The sequence below is a fragment of the Paraglaciecola sp. genome, from assembly GCF_030730205.1.
Lineage (GTDB): Bacteria > Pseudomonadota > Gammaproteobacteria > Enterobacterales > Alteromonadaceae > Paraglaciecola.
Genome location: NZ_JANQVQ010000037.1, coordinates 1 through 5,560 on the forward strand (window position 1 = coordinate 1; position 5,560 = coordinate 5,560).

At 45.6% G+C, this 5,560-nt stretch carries 4 protein-coding genes; 2 read left to right on the top strand and 2 right to left on the bottom strand.

The window, feature by feature from the left end:
* Positions 1-779: recombinase RecA (gene recA / locus NWQ57_RS03675; RefSeq protein ID WP_306020710.1), on the bottom strand; the 779-nt coding region annotated here is incomplete at its 3' end.
* A gap of 402 nt (positions 780-1,181) precedes the next feature.
* Between recA and NWQ57_RS03680 the strand changes: the two genes are divergently transcribed.
* Positions 1,182-2,339: an AI-2E family transporter gene (locus NWQ57_RS03680; protein WP_306020711.1), complete on the top strand. Its 1,158-nt coding sequence runs from the start codon at positions 1,182-1,184 to the stop codon at positions 2,337-2,339.
* Between the two features lie 113 nt (positions 2,340-2,452).
* On the opposite strand, the gene pncC is transcribed toward NWQ57_RS03680, so the two are convergent.
* On the bottom strand, positions 2,453-2,932 hold the full coding sequence (pncC, locus tag NWQ57_RS03685; RefSeq protein WP_306020712.1) for a nicotinamide-nucleotide amidase: 480 nt from the start codon (positions 2,930-2,932) through the stop codon (positions 2,453-2,455).
* 73 nt (positions 2,933-3,005) lie between these two features.
* Here pncC and mutS point away from each other — a divergent pair.
* On the top strand, positions 3,006-5,560 hold a 2,555-nt coding region (mutS, locus tag NWQ57_RS03690; RefSeq protein ID WP_306020713.1), incomplete at its 3' end, for a DNA mismatch repair protein MutS.

Genomic DNA, 5,560 nt, shown 5'->3' on the forward strand with positions numbered 1-5,560 from the left:
TGGAATTCAGCTTGTTTAAAGGGCGGTGCCACTTTATTTTTGACGACTTTTACACGGGTTTCACTGCCAACCACTTCATCGCCTTCTTTAATCGAACCAATGCGACGAATGTCTAAACGCACTGAAGCATAAAATTTAAGTGCATTACCGCCCGTTGTGGTTTCGGGGCTACCGAACATCACACCAATTTTCATCCGGATTTGGTTAATGAAAATAACCAAGGTATTCGACCGTTTAATATTGGCAGTTAGTTTACGTAAGGCTTGTGACATTAACCGAGCTTGCAAGCCCATATGTGAGTCACCCATGTCACCTTCAATTTCAGCCTTTGGTGTTAATGCGGCAACCGAGTCAACAATCACCACATCTACCGCACCCGAGCGCACTAACATGTCACAAATTTCTAATGCCTGCTCACCCGTATCAGGTTGCGACACGAGTAAATCGTCGATGTTTACGCCCAACGCTTTGGCATATAAGGGATCAAGAGCATGCTCAGCATCAACGAAAGCACAGGTTTTACCGGCTTTTTGCGCTTCTGCAATAACTTGCAAAGTCAATGTTGTTTTACCTGAAGATTCTGGACCGTAAATTTCAACCACACGGCCACAAGGTAAACCGCCTATGCCAAGGGCAATATCAATAGTAAGTGAACCCGTTGAAATGGTATCAATGTCTAGTGCGTTATTATCGCCTAGACGCATAATGGCGCCTTTACCAAATTGTTTTTCAATTTGACCTAAAGCCGCAGTTAACGCCTTAGTTTTATTGTCATCCATAAAAAATCCTTGTTGCTGTCTGTGCACAACCCGATTAGAGTTGCTCATTATTTTAAATTATGGCGGAAGTATACTGTATGGTTATACAGTTACAAGCAGATTTAAAAATTTTTTCGTCTTCTTGCGATATTTTACTGATACCAGCGTCATATCCAGTTACCAATTTTTGACGCCTTCCTACTGCACTGTGCATTTTTTCTACACACGAGTCTGTAATATATGCATAACTGCGCGCTGTGCTCAAATTATAAATTGATGCGTTTTTCGCAAAGCACACGGATTAAAAGAGGAGAAAGACCAGTCATGGCATTTTTCAATGACGGCATATTTCTTGTTTAGTGTTTATTCGTAGATACTCCACCAAGCCCCTTAAGCGAATACACCATCAAAATTAGGATTTGAATGAATATGCAAAGTTCAGAGCAAGGCTCCACTGCAAACGAACAGGCCTTAGCCAAAAAACTCAGCCGCACAGCCGCCCTTAATTGGTTAGCCGTATTAGCCATACTGTATACCTTATATTTTGCGCAAACCTTATTGCTGACCTTGATTGCGACTTTTTTACTCGCCTTGTTGATCAGTCCTTTAGTCACCTTGTTTAAACGCGCTCACGTGCCGCGTTTGGTATCGGCGCTGTTACTTGTTACCTTATTAATTGCACCTTTTAGCTTTTTGGGGGTGCAATTAGCCCAACCGGTGCAAAAATGGGCACAACTTCTACCGCAACTTTCAAAGAGTTTGAATGAACAATTAGAGTCGATTAATTCAGCGATTCAGGGTGAAGAAACCCAAGGCACCACGCCCCCTCCTAAAGAAAAATCTCGGTTTACTTTTTTTGGCTGGCTAGACGACGAAACCGAAGAGCAACAAGAAACAGAAGAAGAAAACATGGTGACCGAGCGAATTAAGCAAGGAAGCTTAGAAGTATTAGTCAGCATGTTAGCCGCCACACCGCTGCTTTTAGCCCAAGTGTTCACGGGCTTAGTCCTTATTTTATTTTTGCTGATATTTGGCCCAGGTTTGTTTCAAGCTTATGTCAACGGGCTGAATGAAGACAGTAAGCGTGAGCAAGCCATTCATTTAGCCACCACCATCCAAGTAGAACTATCGCGCTATATCGGCACAATCAGTTTGATTAATGCAGCCTTAGGGGCCAGTACTGCCGTTGTATTAAAGCTATTGGGTGTAGAAGATGCCTTGTTATGGGGGGTATTAGCGGCATTATTAAACTTTATCCCCTACGTAGGCAGTGTGATTGGTATGGCTATATTGTCTTTAGCCGGCGTTACTCAGTACGGTTTAGAGTGGATGGCTCTGATGCCGCCCGCGGTTTATTTTGGTTTAAACCTCATCGAGTCACAGTTTGTGACCCCTACGGTGCTCGGCCGCAATATGCGCTTAAACCCACTTGTTGTGGTGCTATGGCTGGTGATTTGGGGTTGGCTATGGGGCGCGTTTGGCGTGCTGTTAGCCGTACCACTGTTAGTTTGTATTAAATTAGCCATTGGCCAATTGGGCATTTGGCCGCAGTGGATTGCCGTTATTGAAAAAGAAGGCTAACAGTATCCAACATCGCCCTTTGAAGGTCGTATTGATTAACTCGACTTTCATGGGGCGGTGACGGTCACTTAGCCTTTAGGTTTGCACTTAGCTAATGGAATATGTCCCGCGGATCAAATCATCTTCAACACTTTTGACAAGCAAAACTCAATGGATTTTTCTCTCACTTGCTGACGATTCCCCTTAAATAGTTGTTTGAGCGCAGTCACTTTTCCATCCACATAAAAACCAAACCAAACCGTACCCACTGGTTTTTCTGCGCTCCCTCCATCTGGGCCTGCAATACCGCTAACCGCAACGGCAAGCTCTGCTTGGGCTAATTTTGCCGCGCCTGCAGCCATTTCTAACACGGTTTGCTCAGATACCGCACCAAAATCGTTTAAGGTCTGAGCAGACACGCCCAATAGCTGCTGTTTTGCTTCATTTGAATAGGTAATGTATGCCTGTTTAAACCAAGTTGAACTTCCAGAAATACTGGTGATAGCGTATCCTATGCCCCCTCCGGTGCAGGATTCTGCGCATGTTACTGTCCAGTTTTTGGCCAGTAATTTTTGGCCCAACAATGCAGAAAGTTGGTCTATTTCATGATTCATAGTGCACGCCTAAGTCGCTAGTCAGTGGGCAGGTTATTTGTTTGCCCCTTAACAATAAGAAAGTATTCATATTATGACGTTGAATAAAAGTTCAGAGCAAGGCCAAATCAGTCCTGCCTTACAAACCCACACACCGATGATGCAGCAATACCTGAGTATCAAAGCTCAGCATCCTGACATACTCCTGTTTTATCGTATGGGCGACTTTTATGAATTGTTTTTTGACGACGCCAAAAAGGCCTCTGAATTACTCGACATTTCTCTAACCGCACGGGGTAAATCAGGCGGTAATGCCATCCCCATGGCTGGGGTGCCCTATCATGCGGTTGAAAACTACTTAGCCCGATTGGTAAAACTCGGCCAATCGGTGGCTATTGTTGAACAAATTGGCGACCCTGCCACCAGCAAAGGCCCAGTCGAGCGTCAAGTACAGCGTATTGTGACCCCAGGCACGGTATCTGATGAGGCCTTATTAGAAGATAAACAAGATAATATATTGGCCGCCATCGTGGCAGTAAAGCAGGCTCAAAAAGAGTATTTTGGTTATGCCACTTTAGATGTAACAACCGGACGCTTTGCCATCTGTGAACCGCAAGACATCGAAGCCCTCGCTGCGGAAATTCAGCGCACCAATCCGGTTGAATTACTCTACCCAGAAAATTTTGCTTACCCTGCATTGATAGATGCACGCAAAGGTTTGCGCCGCCGCCCACAGTGGGAATTTGATTACGACACCTCACTTAAACTACTAAACCAGCAATTTGGCACCAAAGAGCTTAGCGGCTTTGGGGTAAACAACAGCCAAACTGCGCTATGCGCCGCTGGCTGCGTTATGCAATATGTTAAAGACACCCAGCGCGCGGCCCTACCTCATATTCGTAAAATTGAGTTAGAAGTGGCCAGTGATACTGTATTAATGGACGCGGCTACGCGCAAAAATCTTGAGCTAACCCAAAACCTCTCAGGTGGCCGTGAACATACCCTAGCCAGTGTGCTCGACAATACCTCAACACCCATGGGCAGCCGTTTATTACAGCGCTGGTTGCATCGGCCATTAACTAATGTACAAAAATTAAAAACACGACAAAACACTATCCGTTCATTAATCAATACCGATTATCCCCAGCTGCAACAGTTACTTAAGCAAGTTGGCGATATGCAGCGCGTATTAGCACGTTTAGCGCTGCGTTCTGCACGGCCGCGGGACTTTGCTCGTTTACGCCAGGCCTTTCAATTACTGCCTGAGATACAATGTTTTATTAGCGACGAGTCAGCGCAACATGCCAACGCTGGGCTAACGCAACTAGCCACTGACATTAGTCAGTTTCCTGGTTTCGCTGATTTACTCGACGCCGCCATTGAAGAGTCACCACCGATATTGATTCGTGATGGTGGGGTAATAAAAACCGGCTACAACGCAGAATTAGATGAGCTTCGGGCATTATCCCAAGGCGCCACCGATTATTTAGACGAATTGGAGCAACGCGAAAAAGATCGCACCGGCATCTCTAGTCTCAAAGTCGGTTACAACAAAGTGCATGGCTTTTTTATTGAAGTCAGTCGCAGCTCGGCGCACTTGGTGCCCGCTGATTATATTCGGCGTCAAACCTTAAAAAACAACGAACGCTTTATCGTGGCTGAATTAAAAGAACACGAAGACAAAGTCCTTACCAGCCAAAGCCGCTCACTGGCCTTAGAAAAACGATTATATGACGAGCTATTTGATATTTTGATGCCAGAGCTTGGCCGCTTGATGCAAAGTGCCGACGCCTTAGCCGAACTTGACGTGCTGACTAACTTAGCTGAGCGCGCCGACACCTTAGATTACCACTGCCCTAATTTAAACGGGCAAAGCGGTATTCACTTTGACCAAGGCCGTCATCCAGTAGTCGAACAGGTGATGAAAAATCCGTTCATCGCCAACCCTATCGCGATTAACCCCAAACGCCGTATGCTGATTATCACCGGTCCAAATATGGGCGGTAAGTCAACCTATATGCGTCAAACAGCGCTGATTGTTTTAATGGCTTACATTGGTAGTTTTGTACCCGCTGAAAATGCACAGATTGGCCCTATCGATCGTATTTTTACGCGTATCGGCGCCTCTGACGATCTCGCCTCTGGCCGCTCTACCTTTATGGTAGAGATGACCGAAACTGCCAATATCCTTAATAATGCCACCTCAAATAGTTTGGTACTCATGGATGAAATAGGCCGTGGAACCAGCACTTACGACGGTTTATCGTTGGCTTGGGCCTGCGCTGAGTACTTGGCGCAAAAGCTGCAATCTTATACCTTGTTTGCGACCCACTATTTCGAATTAACCCGCCTAGCCGATGCCCTACCTGAGCTCGCCAATGTGCATTTAGACGCGGTTGAGCACGACGATAACATTCGTTTTATGCATGCCGTCCAAGAAGGCGCCGCCAACAAGAGTTACGGCTTGCAAGTCGCTCAACTTGCAGGTGTGCCCAAACCGGTTATTCAACAAGCAAAGCACAAATTACATGAACTAGAAAACAGCAGCACAGGTATGGTTGAAACACCGGTTCGCACCGTTAAGCAGTTTGATATGCTCACCCAAACTGATGAGTTACGTATTGCTTTGCAAAAGATCAATCCAGATGA

What these genes read in the sequence shown, in the direction of transcription:
- pncC (WP_306020712.1), bottom strand. Translation starts at nt 2,932, where the DNA reads ATGAATCATGAAATAGACCAACTTTCTGCATTGTTGGGCCAAAAATTA.
- NWQ57_RS03680 (WP_306020711.1), top strand. Translation starts at nt 1,182, where the DNA reads ATGAATATGCAAAGTTCAGAGCAAGGCTCCACTGCAAACGAACAGGCC.